This window comes from Streptomyces albidoflavus (assembly GCF_000719955.1).
GTDB lineage: Bacteria > Actinomycetota > Actinomycetes > Streptomycetales > Streptomycetaceae > Streptomyces > Streptomyces albidoflavus.
Genome location: NZ_JOII01000042.1, coordinates 1 through 17,505, shown reverse-complemented (window position 1 = coordinate 17,505; position 17,505 = coordinate 1). Strand labels below are relative to the sequence as shown.

The 17,505-nt window shown below is 74.1% G+C and carries 19 protein-coding genes and 1 pseudogene; 14 read left to right on the top strand and 6 right to left on the bottom strand.

All coding sequences use genetic code 11. From position 1 onward, the window contains the following. Positions 1-41 precede the first annotated feature (41 nt). The 3 genes from IF45_RS0128110 (at position 42) to IF45_RS0128100 (ending at position 3,661) form a co-directional block, all read left to right on the top strand. A complete protein-coding gene (locus IF45_RS0128110) occupies positions 42-2,720 on the top strand; it encodes a helicase C-terminal domain-containing protein (protein WP_030310292.1) in 2,679 nt (892 codons plus the stop codon). A 129-nt stretch (positions 2,721-2,849) separates the two neighbouring features. Further along, a complete protein-coding gene (locus IF45_RS0128105) occupies positions 2,850-3,110 on the top strand; it encodes a hypothetical protein (RefSeq protein WP_008406841.1) in 261 nt (86 codons plus the stop codon). Between the two features lie 11 nt (positions 3,111-3,121). Further along, positions 3,122-3,661 (top strand): hypothetical protein, encoded by a 540-nt coding sequence (locus IF45_RS0128100; RefSeq protein WP_030310290.1) that lies wholly within the window; start codon positions 3,122-3,124, stop codon positions 3,659-3,661. On the opposite strand, the gene IF45_RS0128095 is transcribed toward IF45_RS0128100, so the two are convergent. Both IF45_RS0128095 and IF45_RS0128090 read right to left on the bottom strand, forming a co-directional pair. After that, complete coding sequence (locus IF45_RS0128095) at positions 3,642-3,965, bottom strand: helix-turn-helix domain-containing protein (RefSeq protein WP_008406843.1); 324 nt, start codon at positions 3,963-3,965, stop codon at positions 3,642-3,644. The genes IF45_RS0128100 and IF45_RS0128095 overlap by 20 nt on opposite strands. Continuing rightward, positions 3,965-4,333, bottom strand: coding sequence for a type II toxin-antitoxin system RelE/ParE family toxin (locus IF45_RS0128090; protein ID WP_030310289.1), 369 nt, complete (start codon positions 4,331-4,333; stop codon positions 3,965-3,967). The genes IF45_RS0128095 and IF45_RS0128090 overlap by 1 nt, the downstream gene beginning before the upstream one ends. A 172-nt stretch (positions 4,334-4,505) precedes the next feature. Between IF45_RS0128090 and IF45_RS0128085 the strand changes: the two genes are divergently transcribed. Continuing rightward, positions 4,506-6,143 carry a DNA repair helicase XPB gene (locus IF45_RS0128085; protein ID WP_003949998.1) on the top strand — a complete coding sequence of 546 codons (1,638 nt, stop codon included), beginning with the start codon at positions 4,506-4,508 and terminating at the stop codon, positions 6,141-6,143. A gap of 38 nt (positions 6,144-6,181) precedes the next feature. Here the strand turns inward: IF45_RS0128085 and IF45_RS31675 are convergent, their stop codons facing one another. Next, positions 6,182-6,505, bottom strand: a complete 324-nt coding sequence (locus IF45_RS31675; RefSeq protein ID WP_030310287.1) for a hypothetical protein — start codon at positions 6,503-6,505, stop codon at positions 6,182-6,184. 231 nt (positions 6,506-6,736) lie between these two features. Between IF45_RS31675 and IF45_RS0128075 the strand changes: the two genes are divergently transcribed. The 7 genes and pseudogenes from IF45_RS0128075 (at position 6,737) to IF45_RS0128050 (ending at position 10,494) form a co-directional block, all read left to right on the top strand. After that, positions 6,737-7,699, top strand: a complete 963-nt coding sequence (locus IF45_RS0128075) for a helix-turn-helix domain-containing protein (protein WP_030310286.1) — start codon at positions 6,737-6,739, stop codon at positions 7,697-7,699. After that, positions 7,653-7,781, top strand: a pseudogene (locus IF45_RS34130) (DUF397 domain-containing protein); the annotation flags it as partial. The gene IF45_RS0128075 and the pseudogene IF45_RS34130, both read left to right, overlap by 47 nt. 61 nt (positions 7,782-7,842) lie before the next feature. Then, positions 7,843-8,043, top strand: a complete 201-nt coding sequence (locus IF45_RS0128070) for a DUF397 domain-containing protein (protein WP_008406860.1) — start codon at positions 7,843-7,845, stop codon at positions 8,041-8,043. A gap of 28 nt (positions 8,044-8,071) precedes the next feature. Beyond that, on the top strand, positions 8,072-8,506 hold the full coding sequence (locus tag IF45_RS0128065; protein WP_030310285.1) for a VOC family protein: 435 nt from the start codon (positions 8,072-8,074) through the stop codon (positions 8,504-8,506). 32 nt (positions 8,507-8,538) lie between these two features. Next, complete coding sequence (locus tag IF45_RS0128060; RefSeq protein WP_030310284.1) at positions 8,539-9,117, top strand: GNAT family N-acetyltransferase; 579 nt, start codon at positions 8,539-8,541, stop codon at positions 9,115-9,117. A gap of 33 nt (positions 9,118-9,150) precedes the next feature. Next, a complete protein-coding gene (locus IF45_RS0128055) occupies positions 9,151-10,092 on the top strand; it encodes an aldo/keto reductase (RefSeq protein ID WP_030310283.1) in 942 nt (313 codons plus the stop codon). Between the two features lie 51 nt (positions 10,093-10,143). Beyond that, entirely contained in the window at positions 10,144-10,494 is a 351-nt protein-coding gene (locus IF45_RS0128050; RefSeq protein ID WP_008406858.1) for a MerR family transcriptional regulator, read from the top strand. 40 nt (positions 10,495-10,534) lie between these two features. Here IF45_RS0128050 and IF45_RS0128045 read toward each other — a convergent pair whose 3' ends face one another. Then, positions 10,535-10,969: a VOC family protein gene (locus tag IF45_RS0128045; RefSeq protein WP_003949989.1), complete on the bottom strand. Its 435-nt coding sequence runs from the start codon at positions 10,967-10,969 to the stop codon at positions 10,535-10,537. Positions 10,970-11,173: 204 nt separating this feature from the next. Between IF45_RS0128045 and IF45_RS0128040 the strand changes: the two genes are divergently transcribed. Together IF45_RS0128040 and IF45_RS0128035 are read left to right on the top strand one after the other, a co-directional pair. Continuing rightward, complete coding sequence (locus IF45_RS0128040; RefSeq protein ID WP_030310278.1) at positions 11,174-12,670, top strand: glutamate-cysteine ligase family protein; 1,497 nt, start codon at positions 11,174-11,176, stop codon at positions 12,668-12,670. Positions 12,671-12,805: 135 nt separating this feature from the next. Then, on the top strand, positions 12,806-13,300 hold the full coding sequence (locus IF45_RS0128035) for a hypothetical protein (protein ID WP_030310276.1): 495 nt from the start codon (positions 12,806-12,808) through the stop codon (positions 13,298-13,300). A gap of 39 nt (positions 13,301-13,339) precedes the next feature. Here IF45_RS0128035 and IF45_RS0128030 read toward each other — a convergent pair whose 3' ends face one another. Beyond that, positions 13,340-14,524 carry a glycosyltransferase 87 family protein gene (locus IF45_RS0128030; protein WP_037638691.1) on the bottom strand — a complete coding sequence of 395 codons (1,185 nt, stop codon included), beginning with the start codon at positions 14,522-14,524 and terminating at the stop codon, positions 13,340-13,342. Between the two features lie 544 nt (positions 14,525-15,068). On the opposite strand from IF45_RS0128030, the gene IF45_RS0128025 reads away from it, so the two are divergent. After that, positions 15,069-17,219, top strand: coding sequence for a HelD family protein (locus IF45_RS0128025; protein ID WP_030310273.1), 2,151 nt, complete (start codon positions 15,069-15,071; stop codon positions 17,217-17,219). On the opposite strand, the gene IF45_RS0128020 is transcribed toward IF45_RS0128025, so the two are convergent. Beyond that, the coding region (locus tag IF45_RS0128020; protein WP_030310272.1) for a HEAT repeat domain-containing protein at positions 17,216-17,505 on the bottom strand (290 nt) is incomplete at its 5' end. The two genes, IF45_RS0128025 and IF45_RS0128020, sit on opposite strands and share 4 nt — an antisense overlap.

The window sequence follows — 17,505 nt, the reverse complement described above, 5'->3', positions numbered from 1 at the left end:
GTCGGCGCGGTGAGCGGGCGCGGGCCGCTACCGTGGGCTGGATGAGCGCTGAGCAGCAGCACAGGGACGGTCAGGCGGCGGACCCGGGACCGAGGTCGCTGGCGCAGGCCCTGCGCGAGCGCGACGACGCCTCGCTGGGGGCCCTGCTCCGGTCCCGCCCCGACCTGCTCCACCCGGTCCCCACCGACGTGACCCAGCTGGCGACACGCGCCGGGACGCGCGCCTCGGTGCTGCGGGCCCTGGAGCACCTGGACCGGTTCGCCCTCCAGGCGGCCGAGGCGCTGGCGGTGGCGCCGGACCCGGCCTCGTACCAGGAGCTGCTGGACCTGCTCGCCGGGGACGACGGGGACGAGGAGGTGGCCGGGGCGCTGCCCGCCACGGTGGCGCTGCTGCGGGAGCGGGCGCTGGTCTGGGGCGGCGAGGACCGGCTGCGGCTGGTGCGCACCGCCCGCGAGCTGCTGGCGCCGTCCGCCTCGCACTCCTCGCCGACGGGGCTGGGCCCCTCGGTGGCGGAGGCGACCTCGGGCATGTCGCCGGGGCGTATCCAGGCGATCCTGACGGCGGCCGGGCTGCCCCACACCCACGACACGGTGTCGGCGGTGGCCGCCCTCAGCGGCCTCTTCGCCGACCGGGAGCGGGTCGCGGAGCTGCTGGAAGGGGCGCCCGAGGCGTCCCGGGAGGTGCTGACGCGGCTGGTGTGGGGCCCGCCGTACGGCCAGGTGACGGCCGAGCCCGCGGCCCATCTGCGCTGGCTGCTGGACCGGGGTCTGCTGCTGCCGACCACGCCGGGCACGGTGGTGCTGCCGCGCGAGGCGGCCCTGTCGCTGCGCGGGGGCCGCGCCCACCGCGTACCGGAGCCGACGCGTCCGCGGGTCGCCGTGGCCGCCGAGCGGAAGCCGCAGGTGGTGGACGCGGCGGCGGGCGGGCAGGCGCTCGCGGCGCTGGACACCGTCGAGGAGCTGCTGCGCTCCTGGGACGAGGGCGGGCCCGCCGTGCTGCGGGCCGGCGGGCTGAGCATCCGCGACCTGAAGCGGACGGCCACCGTCCTGGAGGTGCCCGAGCCGGTCGCCGCGTTCTGGGTGGAGCTGGCGTACGCGGCCGGGCTGATCGCCTCCGACGGCGGCTACGTGGAGGAGCACCACGAGCGGCACGACCGCCCCGACGCCGACGCCGAGGGCTACGAGGACGAGGAGACCCGCGACGCCCGCACCCGCCGCCGCTCCGGCGAGGCCGAGCACTACGCGCCCACCCCGGAGTACGACGCCTGGCGCGACCTGCCGCCCGCCGAGCGCTGGGCCTGGCTGCTGGAAGCCTGGCTGCCCGGTACCCGCGCCCCCGGCCTGATCGGCGGGCGCGACGGCCGCGACCGCACCCTCTCCGCGCTCGGCCCGGGACTGGACCGCTCGCCCGCGCCCGAGGTACGGCGCCGGGTGCTGGAGCTGATGGCCGGGCTGGAGCCGGGCCAGGCCCCGGACCCGGCGACCCTGCTGGAGCGGCTGCGCTGGGAGCGCCCGTTGCGTTCGGCGGGGCCGCGCCGCGAACAGCCCGAGCCGCCGCGCACCGGGGGACGCCCCGCGTACGGCGGCGGGGTCGCGGCCAACGACCCGGAGGCCCTGCGCACCAAGCTCACCGAGTGGGCCCTGCTGGAGGCCGAGATGCTGGGCGTGACCGGGCGCGGCGCGCTGGCCACCCACGGCCGGGCCCTGCTCGGGGCCGAGGGCAGGTCCGAGGGGGCCGGCGCGGGCACGGCCGCCGCCGGTTCGGCGCGGGCGGCCGTGGTGGCGGCCCTGCTCGCCCCGCTCCTCCCCGAGCCCCTGGACCACGTCCTGCTCCAGGCCGACCTGACGGCGGTCGCCCCCGGCCCGCTGGTGCGGCCGCTGGCGGAGGCGCTGGGGGTCCTGGCCGACGTGGAGTCGAAGGGCGGCGCGACCGTCTACCGCTTCACGCCGGGCTCGGTGCGCCGCGCCCTGGACGCCGGGCGGAGCGCCACCGAGCTGCACGCCTTCCTCGACCGGCACTCGCGCACGCCGGTGCCGCAACCGCTGACGTACCTGATCGACGACGTGGCCCGCCGCCACGGCCTGCTGCGGGTCGGCGCCGCCTCGTCCTACGTCCGCTGCGACGACGAGTCGGTGCTCGACGAGATCCTCGCCGACCGCCGGGCCACCGCCCTGCGCCTGCGCCGCCTGGCACCGACGGTGGTCGCCGCCCAGGCCGACCCGCGCACCCTCATCGAGGGGCTGCGCGCGATGGGGTTCGCCCCGGCCGCCGAGTCCGCCGAGGGCGACGTGATGATCGCCCGCCCGCACGCCCACCGCACCCCGCCGCGCACGCCCCCGGCGCCCGTCCCCGACGGCCCGCCCGCCCCGGACGCCACCCTGCTGACCGCCGCCGTACGGGCGGTCCGGGCCGGCGACCGGGCGGCGACGGCCCCGCGCAAGGAGACCCCCCAGGCCCCCGGCGGCCTGCCGCGCACCTCGCCGGCCGACACCCTCGCCACCGTCCAGGCCGCCGCGATGACCGGCGAGTCCGTCTGGATCGGCCACGTCAACGCCGAGGGCGCCGCCTCCCAGCGCCTGCTGGCCCCCCTGCGCGTCGAGGGCGGCTACGTCACCGGCTACGACCACACCGCCGACGAGGTCCGCACCTACGCCCTGCACCGGATCACCGGCGTGGCGGAACTCGCGGACAAGCCGGACGGGGCCGAGCCGGCCCGCTGACCACCGGACCGCCGGCCCAACCCGTTCCCCGTCGGCGGGACTTGGGCGGCGTGTCCGGACATGCCCGGGGTACACGGCCCACCTCTGACCCTTCCGCCCGCCCGGCGGACCCAGCAGAGGGGGAACCCCATGACCGACCCGAAACCCGACCGCGCGGCCCCGCTCGGCGACCTCGGCCCCGGCACCCGCCAGCGCCGCCAGCTCCGTTTCCGCGCCCTGGACATCGCCTGGACGGCCCTGTTCACCGTCCTCCTCCTGTGGGGCGTGACGGCGGCGGTCGGCGCGCTGCGCGGCGACACCACCTGGGCGTACTCCGTCGTCGCCGGTGTCCTGCTGGCCGGCGCGCTGGGCCTGCGCCTCACCCTCCCCCGCCGCCAGATCCGGGAATGAGGACCGCACCGGTGAACCGCCTCCACACCTTCCTCACCCGGAACCTCTGGGCCCAGGTCGCCCTCTCCGTCCTCGGCGCCAGCGCCCTGGTGCTGCTGATCAGCCCCGGGGAGTCCCCGACGGCCGTGCTGATCCGGGTCGCCTTCTCCTCCCTCGGCGGGGTCGCGGTCCTGCTCGCCGTCCGCCGCAAGGAGAAGCGCGCCACCGGCACCGACACCACCGGCCTGGTCACCCTCGACGGCCGCATCCGCTCCGGCGACGTCCCCACCGACCCCGCCGAACGCGAGGCCCTGCGCGCCCTCGTCGCCAAGCGCCTCCACCGCACCCGCAACCGCCCCTGGGCCCTCGCCTTCCTCGTCCTCCTCTTCGGCGGCGTCACCGTCCTCACCGCCCTCACCGCGGGCCCCCGCGAAACCATCGGCTTCGGCATCCTCGCCGTCACCTTCCCGGTCTGGATCTACTTCCAGGGCAGGAAGCAGCTCCGCAGGCTGCACCGGATGCGGGAGGCGCTGCGGGAGGAGGAGCGGGGGGTCACGCAGCACGCGGCGTGAACGTCACCCGCGACTCCCCTTCGTCGATCGCCACGTTCAGCGACCCTTCCAGGGCCCGGGCCAGCCGGCGCAGCAGCGGAAGCGTGGGCACCGTGTCACCGCCCTCCATCCGTGACACCTGCGGCTGCGTCATCCCCGCGCGCTCGGCCAGCTCGGCCTGGGAGAGCCCCAGCTCGACGCGGCGGTCGTACACGGCCTGCCCGAGGTCGCCCGCCAGCCGCGCGTCGACGTACTCCTGGTCGTACTCCACAGCCTCACCGGCCAGCAGCCGGGCCCGGCGGGTCTTCCACGTGCTGTGATTCATCAGCTGTCCTCACGCCGCTCGTAGGTGTGCTCCGCTGTGCCGTGCTCGTCCTCACAGACCTTCTGCGCCTGGTGAGCCCGCTCAATTTCCGCGGCCTCGCGCATCTTCGTCTTCCGGAACACCGTCAACAGCACGATGCGCTTCTCCGGAACAAGCCAGTACGGAATCCGCACGGCCTCACCGTCCAGCTCGAACCGCAGCTCACGCAGCTTGCCGCCGAGGTGCCGGGAGTATGGCTCGCCGAGCGTCGTAGGGGCACTCAGGAGACGGTCGGTCTTGTCCTCGACTCGCCGGTACAGACGAAACGGCAGCAGGTCCAACCAGTCCCGCACCTCGGGCTCGATCTCAATCTCCCACTGCCCCGTCATGCAATCAAAGGTATATGCACTCGATTGCATGAGCAAGACGTGACCCGTCCGACACCACCACGCCCCCACTTCGCCCCGCCATGCGGGACCATGGAGGACTGGCCCGGTGCGTCCGTGGGGCGTCGCCGGGGCGGGGACGGGTGCGGACGGGCGTAAGACGGAGGTTGTTCGGGTGTCCTGTTTGATCGTGCAGAGCGACAAGACGCTGCTGCTGGAGGTCGACCATGAGCAGGCCGACGCCTGCCGGCGGGCCATCGCGCCCTTCGCCGAGCTGGAGCGTGCGCCGGAGCACATCCACACCTACCGGCTGACGCCGCTGGGCCTGTGGAACGCGCGGGCGGCGGGCCACGACGCGGAGCAGGTCGTGGACGCGCTGGTGGAGTACTCGCGGTACCCGGTGCCGCACGCCCTGCTGGTCGACATCGCCGAGACGATGGACCGGTACGGGCGGCTCACCCTGACCAAGCACCCGGCGCACGGCCTGGTCCTCACCTCCACCGACCGGCCGGTGCTGGAGGAGATCCTGCGCTCGAAGAAGATCCAGCCGCTGGTGGGCGCCCGGATCGACCCGGACACCGTCGCGGTGCACCCCTCGGAGCGCGGCCAGATCAAGCAGGCCCTGCTGAAGCTGGGCTGGCCCGCCGAGGACCTCGCGGGGTACGTGGACGGCGAGGCGCACGCCATCGAGCTGGCCGAGGACGGCTGGGCGCTGCGCCCGTACCAGAAGCAGGCCGTGGAGGGGTTCTGGCACGGCGGGTCGGGCGTGGTCGTGCTGCCCTGCGGCGCGGGCAAGACGCTGGTCGGCGCGGGGGCGATGGCCGAGGCCAAGGCGACGACGCTGATCCTGGTCACCAACACCGTCTCGGCCCGGCAGTGGAAGAGCGAGCTGATCAAGCGGACCTCGCTGACCGAGGACGAGATCGGCGAGTACAGCGGGACGAAGAAGGAGATCCGCCCGGTCACCATCGCGACGTACCAGGTGCTGACGACGAAGCGGAAGGGCATCTATCCGCACCTGGAGCTGTTCGACTCCCGGGACTGGGGCTTGGTCGTCTACGACGAGGTGCACCTGCTGCCGGCGCCGGTCTTCAAGTTCACCGCCGACCTCCAGGCGCGCCGCCGCCTCGGCCTGACCGCGACCCTGGTCCGCGAGGACGGCCGCGAGTCGGACGTCTTCTCGCTCATCGGCCCGAAGCGGTTCGACGCGCCGTGGAAGGAGATCGAGGCGCAGGGCTACATCGCCCCCGCCGACTGCGTCGAGGTCCGCGTCAACCTCACCGAGAGCGAGCGCCTCGCCTACGCCACCGCCGAGTCCGACGAGAAGTACCGCTTCTGCGCGACGACCGCCTCCAAGCAGAAGGTCACCGAGGCGCTGGTCCGCAAGCACGCGGGCGAGCAGACCCTGGTCATCGGCCAGTACATCGACCAGCTCGACGAACTGGGCGAGCACCTCGACGCCCCCGTGATCAAGGGCGACACCTCCAACGCCCAGCGCGAGAAGCTCTTCGACGCCTTCCGCACCGGCGAGCTGTCGGTCCTGGTCGTCTCGAAGGTCGCCAACTTCTCCATCGACCTGCCCGAGGCCACCGTCGCCATCCAGGTCTCCGGCACCTTCGGCTCCCGCCAGGAGGAGGCGCAGCGCCTGGGCCGCGTCCTGCGCCCGAAGGCCGACGGCCACGAGGCCCGCTTCTACTCGGTCGTCGCCCGCGACACCATCGACCAGGACTTCGCCGCCCACCGCCAGCGCTTCCTGGCCGAACAGGGCTACGCGTACCGGATCGTCGACGCGGACGAGCTGCTGGCGGGGTGAGTCCCGCCCTGACCGCCCGGGACGGCTCGCCCGGGTGGTCAGGCCGCGTGGTCCGCGTTCTGGTGGCGGCGCAGGAGGACGTTGGCGTCGGTCTGGGCGCTCCAGTCGAAGGCGGCGCGGGCGGCGGCCCGCTCGCGGTCGAGGCGGGCGCATTCGGCGCATCCGGCGACGGTCTGCGGCGGGCGGTCCGGGTCCACGTCGAGGGCCTGGGCCACCGTCTGCCGCGCCCGCCGGTTGGCCGCCTGTACGCCGGCGCTCAGCCGCTCGGCGAGCGTCGCCGCCCGCACCCGGTCCGGGTCGGTCCGCCACTCGCCGCCCCCGCCGACGGGCCGCAGCACGGCGTGCGCCCCGTCCTGCCCCACGTACTCCCCCGCCCGCCCCGAGGCCGCGTCGTAGACGACCGCCCCGCGCCGCCTCGGGTCACCGTTGCTCGCTCGGCTTGCCAATTGCTCTCTCCGTACTGGGTTTTCGCCCGGCACCCCGGGACGAACGGTTACTTTGTGTGCGGTCAGTGTTGCCCAGCGCAACCCGGGGTCGCCATGCCCGACGCGTGTCACTGACCGCCTGTCACAAGCGATCACGAGGGAGTGTTCGTGAGCCGACGCACCACCGCGCCCAATGTCGAAGCCGCCACCACCGCCGACGTCTTCGGCGAGGTTCTGCGCTACTTCCGTGAGGAGGCGAGCCTCACCCAGAAAGCCCTGGCGGAACACATCCCGTGCGACCGCTCCCAGGTCGCCCGCGTCGAAAGCGGCGACCGGGTCCCGCACGACACTTTCGTCAAAACGTGCGACAGAGTTCTGGGAACCAACGGCGCCCTGATGCGGCTCTGGGTCCGCATCGACTGGTACCCGGAGGTGGAACACCCGGACTGGTTCAGGCGCCGGGCTGAGATGGACGAAGTGGCGGTGGCGGTGCTGGAGTACCAGCAGCAGACCATGCCCGGACTTCTCCAGACAGAGGAGTACGCCACGGCTCAGTTCGGCCAGGTGTCAGGGCCTGACGAGGTTGCCGATCGCGTAATGGCTCGCATGAGCCGACAGCAGCGATTCCTGAGCCCCGGTGGCCCCCTGTACCTCGTCGTGCTGGACGAAAGCTGCCTGCGCAACATCATGGGAAGCCCTGCGATCATGGCGCGCCAAGTGGCCCATCTTCGCGCCGTAGGCGCCCAGCCGAACATCAGGATTCAAGTGATACCGGGCAGCCACACCGAGGCGGTCCTGCCCAATACATCCATGTCCCTGATCACCCTGCCCGACGGGCAGGAGTGGGTGTACTCGGAGTCGCTGGACAGAGGGCATTTCAGCAACGCACCAGACGTCTTGGCGCAGCACAAGCAGACCTATGATTTGCTCAGGGCGGACGCGCTGTCGGCCAGGGAAACGGCCGCTCTGTTCGACGCGGTGATCGAGAGGAACGGGCACTATGGACCAGCAGAGCCTCAGCGCAGCGTCCTGGGTGAAGAGCAGCTTCAGCGGAAACAACGGCGGCAACTGCCTCGAACTCGCCCCCGCGTTCCCCGGCCTCGCCCCCGTCCGCGACAGCAAGATCGCTGAGACCGGCCCCGTTCTCCCGTTCACCCGCCCCGCCTGGGCGTCCTTCGTCACCGCCGTCCAGCAGGGCGAACTGACCGCCTGACCCCTGTCAGTTACGAGGATCAGCGCATCCCCCAACGGCTCACACCGCCCGGAGGCCGACCATGCGCACCCCAGACCTCACCCACGCCCACTGGACCAAGAGCAGCCACAGCGGTGCCAACGGCGGCGACTGCCTAGAACTGGCCCTGGCCATCTCCGGCTTCGCCCCGGTCCGCGACAGCAAGCACACAGACGGCGGCCCCGTGATCCCCTTCACCCGTCCGGCCTGGGCCGCCTTCGTGTCGGCCCTGGTCCGCTCGTGAGGCGGCGGTCGGCAGGTAGCTTGCCGCCATGGAGCAACGCGTCAGCCTGATCACTCTCGGCGTCACCGATCTGGACCGTGCCCGGCGTTTCTACGAAGCGCTGGGCTGGCGGGGCCAGGAGGTCGAGGAGACCGTGTTCTTCCAGGCGGGCGGGCTCGGGCTGGTGCTGTGGGGGCGGGAGAAGCTGGCGCGGGACAGCGGGCGCGAGGCCGGGACGGCAGGCGGGTTCGGCGGGATCGTGCTCGCGCACAACGTGCGGTCCCGGGAAGAGGTGGACGCGCTGCTCGGCCAGGCGGAGCGGGCGGGCGGCCGGGTCACCAAGCCGGCGGCGGCGTCCCCGCACGGGTTCTACTCGGGCGCGTTCGCCGACCCGGACGGCCACCCGTGGGAGGTCGCCCACAACCCGGGCTTCCCGCTGGCCGAGGACGGCACCCTCACCCTGCCGGAGTTCGACACCCTCTGAGCAGGACCTTTCTCCCGCTCTAGGCTGGGCCCATGAACCGGCCGCAGACCGTGCCCCTCCTCCTGGACGCCACCGAGCTGGCCGCCGATCCCGCGCGGGAGCCCGGGTTCGCGGCACAGGCCCACCGCCTGCTGGCCGAACTGGTGCGGGAAGGTGCGGCGTTGGGCTGGGTCGAGCCGCCCTCGCCGGACGAGGTGGCGGAGCTGTTCGCCCAGGTGCGCGCCGCCGCCCGGGCCGGGGACGGGGCACTGCGGGTCGCGTACCTCGGGGAGCGGCTGGTGGGGCTCGGGTACTGGCTGCGGTACGCCCGGCCGACCCATCGGCCCCACGCCGACCTGGAGAAACTGGCCGTGGACGCCGCCGCGCACGGGCAGGGGGTGGGCAGGGCGCTGACGGCCGCCCTCGTCGCCGACGCCCGCGCGGCGGGGGTGGAGGTGCTGACGCTGGACGCCCGGGGCGACAACACGGGCGCGCTGCGCCTGTACCGCTCGCTGGGCTTCACGGAGTACGGCCGCCTCCCGGCCTTCGTGGCGGTCGGGGAGCGGCGGTACGACAAGGTCTTCTGCATGGTGGACCTGCGCACCGGGAAGCGTCCGGCGCCCGGGACTTGACCTGGAGCGCGCTCCGGTTACGAGCATGAGGCCATGGATCTCCACACGACCGACCGTCAGATGGTGCTCGGCACGATGGACTTCGGCACCCGCGTTCCGGCAGACCGCGCCTTCGCGATACTCGACTCCTTCGTGGCGGGAGGCGGGGTCTGGCTCGACACCGCGAACTGCTACTCCTTCTGGAACGACCCCCAGGGTGTCGGCGGGGCCAGCGAGCGGGTCATCGGCGCCTGGCTCCGCGAGCGCCCCGGAGCCCGCGACTCGGTGCGCATCGCCACCAAGGTCCGCCACAACCCGCTCGTCCCGCACGAGCGGGACAGCGCGGAGGGACTGTCCGCGCGAGCCGTCCGCACCGGGGCGGAGGAGAGCCTGAGGCGGCTCGGGGTGGACCACGTCGACCTGCTCTGGGCCCACGCCGAGGACCGGGACGTTCCGCTGGAGGAGACCGTCCTCGCCTTCGGGGAGCTGGCCGCGAAGGGAGCCGTCGCCCGGGTCGGGGCGGCGAACCATCCCGCCTGGCGCGTCGAGCGGGCCCGGTCGCTCGCGCGGGAGCGGGGAGTCGAACCGTGGACGGCGCTGCAACTGCGCCACTCGCTCGTCCAGCCGCGGCCCCTCACCCCGGTCGCGGAGGGCGGCCACCGTATGCTCACCGCCGAGGACCTGGACCTGGCCCGGTCCGAAGGGCTCGCCGTGTGGTCGTACACCTCGCTGATGTGGGGTTCCTACGTCCGCCCGGACCAGCCCCTTCCGGACTCCTACCAGCACCTCGGGACCAGCCGGGTCCTCCAGGTCCTCGGCGAGGTGGCCGAGGAGCTGGAGGCCACGCGGAACCAGGTCGTCCTGGCGTTGCTGATGCGCCAGGGCATCGATCCGATCGTGGGAGCCAGCCGCGTCGGGCAGGTCGAGGAGGCGCTCGCCGCCCGCCGGGTGAGGCTGGACGACGGGCACCTCGCGCGCTTCGCCGAAGCGCGCTGACCGGCGACCGGCGATCGGCGACGGGCCACCGGCGACCGGAAAGGGACTCGTATGACCACGTTGCACACCCCGGCGGCGACCGCCGACCGTACCGGCGTCTCCCTCGACACCTTGCGCTACTACGAACGGGAAGGGCTGATCGGCCCGATCCGGCGCTCCCCCGGCGGGCACCGGGAGTACACGGAGGACGACCTCTTCTGGATCGGGCTGATCAAGTGCCTGCGCACGGCCGGGCTCGGCATAGCCGACCTCAGGGCGTTCGTCGCCGTCCTGCGCTCCGACCGGGCGCCGCAGGACCGGGCCGCCTTCCTCCGGGAGCGCCGGGCGGCGCTGGAGGAGCGGGTGGTGGGGCTGCACCGGGCCATCGAGATCCTCGACGCCAAGATCGCCCACTACAGCTGAGGTGGTGCGGCCCGGCGTGCCGGGCCGCACCCGCACCACCTCAGTCCAGGCAGAACTCGTTCCCCTCCACGTCCTGCATGTTCTGGCAGGACTCGTTCTCCTCGTCGGCGAGGAGGAGGGTGCCACGGGTCGCGCCGAGGGCTTCGAGGCGGACGCACTCGGACTCCAGGGCGGCCAGGCGCGCCTCGCCGACGAGGCCGGTGCCGGCGCGGATGTCGAGGTGGACGCGGTTCTTGACGGTCTTGCCCTCGGGGACGCGCTGGAAGAAGAGGCGCGGGCCGACACCTTCGGGGTCGCTGCACGCCGACCAGGAGTCGCGCTCCCCGGCGGGCTGCTCCGCGTCGTACGCCTCCCAGGAGGCGTAGCCCTCGGGCGGGGTCGGGAGGACGTAGCCGAGTGCCTCGCTCCAGAAGCGGGCGACGCGCTGCGGGCTCGCGCAGTCGAAGGTGATCTGAACCTGCTTGACCGATGCCATCCGGCCAGCTTAGGGGCGTCAACTGGACTGCCCGCAACCGGTTTAGGGGCGGGCGGGGCACCCGTTCCGGTCAGCCGCCGTCGCCCGTGGTGTGGGGGCGGGCGTGGGCGGGCAAGCAACGCCGGGCCCTTGTGGTCCTCCGAGACGACGGCCGGTTCCGGCGGCAGCCGGGTGACCGGCCCTGACGCATGCCGGGAGCAGGCCATGGGACGTGATCTTCCCCAGCGCGACTTCACCGACGAGGACCGGGAACGGTTCCGGGCGCGGCTGCGGGCCTCGCTCGGCCTGCTCGACGGGCTCCTCACCTCGCCCGGGTTCGGCGCCGGGGAACCGACGCTCGGCGCGGAGCTGGAGATGTTCCTCGTGACGCGCGACGGCGTCCCCGTCCCCCGGAACGAGGAGATCCGCCGCGCCGCCGCCGACCCCCGCCTCGTCCTGGAGGTCAACCGCTACAACCTGGAGGCCAACCTGACCCCCGTCCCCTTACGCCCGCGCCCCTTCACCGCCCTGCACGACGAGGCGGACACCCTGCTGGAGGCGGTCCGACGGGCGGGCGCCGCGCACGGCGCCGAGCCGTACTGCGCGGGCCTGCTGCCGACCCTGCGCCCAGCCGACCTGACCCGGCGCAACATGTCGCCGCGCGGCCGGTACGCGGTGATCGACGACGCCCTCGGGCGGGCCGGGCGCGGGCTGCGGGTCAGCGGGGAGCAGCGGCTGCGGATGCGCTCCGACACCTTCTGCGCGCAGGGCGCCGCCAGCTCCTGGCAGATCCATCTGACCGTACGGCCCGAGGAGTTCACCCGCGTCCACAACGCCGCCCAGCTGATGACCGCCCCCGTCCTCGCCGTCGCCGCCAACTCGCCGCTGCTGCTGGGCAGGCGGGCCTGGGACGAGTCCCGCATCCCCTGGTACGAGCAGGCGTTCGGCCAGCACCGGCGCCGCGTCGCCCCGGCCGACCGACGCTCCGGTTTCGGCCACGGCTGGCTGCGCGGGGGCGTGCGGGAACTGGCCGAGGAGGCGGTACGCCGGTACGCGCCGCTGGTGCCGCTCTGCTCCGGCGGCGACTGGGACCGGCCGCTGCGGCCCGGCGGCCCGCCCGCCCTGGACGAACTGCGCCTGCATCTGGGCACCCTGTGGTGGTGGAACCGCCCGGTGTACGACCCGGCCGGTGACGGCCACCTCCGCATCGAACTGCGCGCCCTGCCCTCGGGCCCGACCCCCGCCGACATGGTCGCCAACACCGCCCTGCTGACCGGCCTGATCCTGGACCGCGCCGCCCGCGAGCCCGGCGGCGAACTCCCCTTCGCCCTCGCCCGGGAGAACTTCTACACCGCCGCCCGCGACGGCATGGCCGCCCGTCTCTGGTGGCCCGCCGGCCCCGCCGCCCCGGTCCGCCTCGCCGCCCGCGACCTCGTCCGCGCCCTGCTCCCCCGCGCGGCCGCCGGACTGGCCGCCGCCGGGGTCGCCGACGACGAGGTGCAGCGGTGGCTGGGGGTGGTCGAGGCACGCGTCCTGACCGGCCGCTCCGGCGCCCACTGGCAACGGCGGACCCACCGGGCGCTGGGCTCGGACGACCGGGCGACCGTGCGCCGGTACCTGGAGCTGAGTTCGACGGGCGCACCGGTCCACAGTTGGCCGGCGCCGCAGGCGCGGGTGCGGGGGAAGGCCAAGGGGACTGGGCGGGGCGGTAGTTCGCGGTAGGCGGCGGTGGGGGGGAGGGTCGCGGACGGAGCGGAAGGGGCGGGCGGCACGGTGGCGCGGCGAGCCCTGCCCGCCGTGCGGGGCCGGAGGTGTGCGGGGTGTTTTTCCCTGGACGCCAGGGGCACAGGGAGTGTCATGAACTTACAGAAACGCACACCCCGGCAGGCCACCGCAGAGGCCCGGCCCGTCCGTCGCGCGGGGCTGGCCCTCGCCGCCGCCAGTCTCCTGGTCGTCGGCGGCACCGCCTGCGAATCGGACGGTGCCACCCCGGCGGGCGACGCCGCCCCCGCCGCCTCGGCCTCCACGGAGGCCGGTGACCAGGCCGCCTCCCCCGGCGACACCGCGAGCCCCACCAGCGGCGCCCGGTCCCCGGACGCCGAGGAGGACGTCACCGCCACGAGCGGCGAGGGCGACGGCCCCGGGAAGAGTTCGCCGGACCGTACCGAGAAACTGGTCGACGGCAGCGAGGCGCGGATCACCGAGGTCGGCGAGCAGCACTACGTCGCCAAGATCGTCAGCAAGGGGGCGGTCGTGGCGACGCTGGAGACGGACGGCCACGACACCGGGCTCGACGCCAACGGCGTCTACATCGTGCTCAGCAACGGCGGTGTCATCAGCTCCCACAAGTGACTCCGCAGCTCCCACAGGTGCCCCCGGGCCTGCGGCCGCTCACCCCGCCCGCTCCCCCACCGGCTCCCCGGCACCGCTGCCCGCACCCCGCACGCCCTGCGCGGGCACACGCGGCCCGCCGCCACCGTCCCCCCATCTCCCGTAAGCCGCCCACGCGGCGGCCGCGAGGAGGCCGAGGCCCAGGACCGGGTACGGCGCGCCCAACGGCTGCTGCCACCAGGGGAAATGGAGGTCCAGGTCGCCCTGGTGGGGCAGGAGCCAGTGCGGGCGGGCGAGGAACAGCACGGTGAGGGCGGCGGCCAGGACCGTCCGGTCCCGAGCCAGCAGGACGACGAGGAGCGGGACGCACCACACCCAGTGGTGCGACCAGCTGATCGGCGAGACGAGCAGGCCCGTCACGGCGGTCACCAGGAGCGGCCAGGGGCTGTCGCCGCCGAGCCGCCGGGTCAGCCGGCGGGCCAGCCACAGCCCGGCGAGCCCGGTGACGGCGGCCGGCACCGCCCAGGCCAGGCCCGGGTGTTCGGTGTGCAGGGTGCGGGCGATCAGCCCTTGCAGGGACTGGTTGTCCACGATCCAGGCGAGGCCGACGCGGCCCGTCTCGTAGAGGCGGCGGGTGAAGAAGTCGACGGTGGCCGAGGGCAGGACCAGTGCGCCCAGCAGCACGGTGCCGGTGAAGGAGGCCAGCGCGGTGAGGCCCTCGCGGACCCGGCCGGTGATCAGCAGGTGGACGATGAAGATGCCGGGGGTCAGCTTGACGCCGGTGGCGACGCCGAGGGCGAAGCCCTTGCCGAGGGCGCCGGCCGGGCGGGTCAGGTCCCACAGGACGAGGCAGACCAGGGCGAGGTTGATCTGGCCGAAGAGCAGCGTCTGGAAGACCGGCTCCAGCCAGATGCCGGCCGCCACCGCGAGGAGCAGGAACGGGGCGCGGGTGGCGCGTCCGGCGAGGCGGCAGGAGAGGTGGACGAGGAGGGCGAGGAGCGCGGTGTTGCCGAGGATGAAGCAGACCTTGAGCGCCGTTATCGGCAGCCAGGTGGTCGGCACGAAGAGGATCGCCGCGAACGGCGGGTACGTCGCCGGCAGCTTCCACTCGGTGACGGTGAAGCCGTAGAGATCGCTGCCGTTCACGACCGCGCGGCCCTCGGCGCGGTAGACGAGGGTGTCCGCCATCGCGATGTGCTGGATCAGGCACAGGACGACGAACGCGGTGAACGAGAGCGCCAGCACGCAGGCCGCCAGTCGTACACCGGGTGACCTTTTGATCACTGCCAGGTGTGTCACGGGCGCGACCCTAATGGATCGTGGCGCCCCGGCAAGCGGGCCTGCACGGTTCCGGCCGGGCGGGCCCGGGGCTCCGGCCCCGGCCTGCGGGACCCCGGGGGCGGCCGGGGGAACGCCTGTCGCAAGGAGGAGGCGCGGGGCGCGGACGCACGCGAAGCCTCCTCCTGGGCCTCCACGGGCTCCGCATATCGGGCTCCGCGTCCGGCTTCTCGCGGGCCTCTCGCGCGGCCGCCGGAAATCCATTGGCCCCCACTGCCCTCCCCCGCCTACAATCTGCGGCCTTGCCCGCCTCCCCTCCGGGGAGCGCTGCCGGCCGGACGGAAACCGGCCGACGCGTCGTGAAGTGACCGCCCCTCTCGGCGGACCGACCCTCACACACCCGGCACGCCCCGCCGCGCACTCCGCCCCTGCCTTCGCCAGGGCCCGGTGCGCCCCGCCCGCGTGCCCGCACGATGCCCGTACGAAGACCGCACCACGGAGGCAAGCGCCCGTGCTCACGCCGCACGACACCCCCGAGCCCGCGACCGGCACCGCGACCGGCGCCGAGACCCCGCATTCCGCCGAGGCCCCGCCCGGCGGCGACCCGCTCGCCCGCGAACGCGCCCACCTGGCCGCCTCCCGGGCCGCGCTGCGGGCCATGCGCGAGGACGTCGAGTCGCTCGACCTCACCGACGTCACGGCGAACTGGGTCAACGCCGCCGTCCTCAACGCCCAGATCGAGGAGCGGATCAAGTCCCTCGCCGACCTGTCCCACACCCCGCTCTTCTTCGGCCGCCTCGACTACGTCCGCGAGGTCTCGGCCGGCGAGGAGGGCACCGCCCCCGACGGCCCCTACCGCGCCGAACGCTTCTACATCGGCCGCCGCCACGTCCACGACCCGGCCGGCGACCCCATGGTCATCGACTGGCGCGCCCCCGTCTCGCAGCCCTTCTACCAGGCCAGTCGCACCAACCCCCTGGACGTCGCGCTGCGCCGCCGCTTCGGCTACACCGGCGGCGACATCACCGCGTACGAGGACGAGGACCTGACCGCCTCCGGCGACGGCGCCGAGGCCACCAGCCGCCTCCTCCAGCAGGAGATCGAGCGCCCCCGCGTCGGCCCCATGCGCGACATCGTCGCCACCATCCAGCCCGAACAGGACGAGATCGTCCGCTCCGGCCTGTCCGGCACCGTCTGTGTCCAGGGCGGCCCCGGCACCGGCAAGACCGCCGTCGGCCTGCACCGCGTCGCCTACCTGCTCTACGCGCACCGGGAGCGGCTGGCCCGCACCGGCACCCTCGTCATCGGGCCGAACGACTCCTTCCTCCGCTACATCGAGCAGGTCCTGCCCGCCCTCGGCGAACTGACCGTGCACCAGGCCACCGTGGACTCCCTCGTCGCCCACGTCCCGGTCACCGGGGCCGACCCGGCCCCGACCGCGATCGTCAAGGGCGACGCCCGCATGGCCGAGGTGCTGCGCCGCGCGCTGCGCTCCCACGTCGGGCGCCCCACCGAATCCCTCGTCGTGGTCCGCGGCTCCCGCCGCTGGCGCGTCCCCGCCGACGAGATCACCACCCTGATCGAGGAACTCCTCGCCCGCGACATCCGCTACGGTGCCGCCCGCGAGGCCCTGCCCCAGCGCATCGCGCACGCCGTGCTGATCCGCATGGAACAGGCCGGGGAGGCCCCCGACGACCGCGTCCAGAACGCCGTGGCCCGCGACCGCGCCGTGAAAGCCCTGGTCAAGGAGGTGTGGCCGCCCGTCGACCCGGCCAAGCTGGTCCTGCGCCTCCTCGGCGACGCCGACTTCCTCCGCACCCACTCCGCGGACCTGCTCACCGACGAGGAACGCACCGCCCTGCTCTGGCCCAAGCCCTACCGGGGTGTGAAGTCCGCCCGCTGGTCCGCCGCCGACGCCGTCCTCATCGACGAGGCCCGCGACCTCGTGGAACGCACCCCCTCCCTCGGCCACGTCGTCCTCGACGAGGCCCAGGACCTCTCCCCCATGCAGTACCGCGCCGTGGGCCGCCGCTGCTCCACCGGCTCCGCCACCGTCCTCGGCGACCTCGCCCAGGGCACCACCGCCTGGGCCACCCCCGCCTGGCCCGAAGCCCTCCACCACCTCGGCAAACCCGACGCCCACGTGGAAGAACTCACCGCCGGCTTCCGCGTCCCCCGCGAGGTCATCGCCTACGCCTCACGCCTCCTCCCCGCCATCGCTCCGGGGCTGGCGGAGGTCCGCTCGGTGCGTGAGTCGCCGGGCTCCCTGCGGCTGGTGCGGGCGGGAGAAGGCGCGCTGCTGCCGGGTCTGGTGGAGGCGTGCCACGCGGCCCTCACGCATGAGGGCTCGACGGGGCTGATCGTCCCCGACCCGCTGGTGGAGGCGGCGAGGGCAGCCCTGGTGGGGGCTGGGCTGTCGGCGCTGGCACCGGGTGAGGAGACGCGGGCGGACGCGCGACTGACCCTTGTCCCGGCTTCGCTGGCCAAGGGGTTGGAGTACGACTACGTGGTGCTGGGCGAGCCGGCGAGCGTGGTGGAGGCGGAGCCGACCCGGGGGGCGGGGTTGCGGCGGTTGTATGTCGGGCTTACCCGTGCTGTGTCCGGGCTGACCGTGGTGCACGAGCGGGAGCTGCCGGAGGAGCTGGGGGCCGACACCCATTAGGCGATCTCCGTGGCGAGCCACCGCAGCCGGGCCAGGCCCTCGGTTGCGGTGGTGCGGACTTGGTCGGAGTCGTCGTGCTGGGCGCGGTCGGTGAGGAGGGGGAGGGTGGCTGGGTCGTCCGGCCAGAGGAGGGTGACCAGGCGGAGGTAGCGGGAGCGGGTCTCCGGGGAGTCGTCTTCGGTGGCGGCGCGGAGGGCCAGGGGGTGGGCTTGATCGGGGTGGCGGACGGCCAGGGCGGTGATGGCGTCTGCCCGGACGGTGGGGTCGGGGTCGGTGAGGGCGGCGA